We start from the raw sequence: 539 nt of genomic DNA on the forward strand, positions 1-539 counted from the left end.
GAATCCGTGTGAAGACCCCATCCAGTTTATGGATTGTTGGCTGGAGGGCCGGTTCGACGTGTGTCGCAAAGAATGGCCTGAGGTTCCAGAATCGTGTTATCCGGGCACCACGGACGAAGCGGTTGACCTGCGGGCACAGGCAGAAGCCGCGATCGGCCCTGACGATGAGTCGTATTTCGAATACGAGGATATGATTGCGGCGTACGAAGCGGGCTACGCACACGGCGTGAGCAGCCGATGAAGGTCCGGCGCATCACAAAGACGCGCGAGCCCAATTATATGCAGCGTCGCATGTGGGCAGAGGACCGTGTGTGGTATAGGGTGCTCAGAGAAATAGAGCCGGACATCCAAGCTCACTGGAATGAACTCATCAACGCACCTAAGCTAACGGCCGCTGTGGATTTGGTGCTGCCCCACGTCGTTGGTACCGATGATTCACGCAGCATCGAATTCTCGAAGCCGGGACTGGCGACTGTGAAGCTGGGTGCTGATATTCCGGTGCGCGCCTCATCCTCCATGATTGAGGGAATGACGGCTAG

2 protein-coding genes are annotated in these 539 nt (G+C 57.1%); both read left to right on the plus strand.

Annotated features, from left to right (window positions below):
- On the plus strand, nt 1-241 hold a 241-nt coding region (locus AC1RP1_RS07765; protein ID WP_481762685.1), incomplete at its 5' end, for a hypothetical protein.
- Nucleotides 242-279: 38 nt separating this feature from the next.
- The coding region (locus AC1RP1_RS07770) for a hypothetical protein (protein ID WP_481762686.1) at nt 280-539 on the plus strand (260 nt) is incomplete at its 3' end.

The sequence above is a fragment of the Dellaglioa sp. CoH-56-MRSF-13 genome (assembly GCF_056782095.1).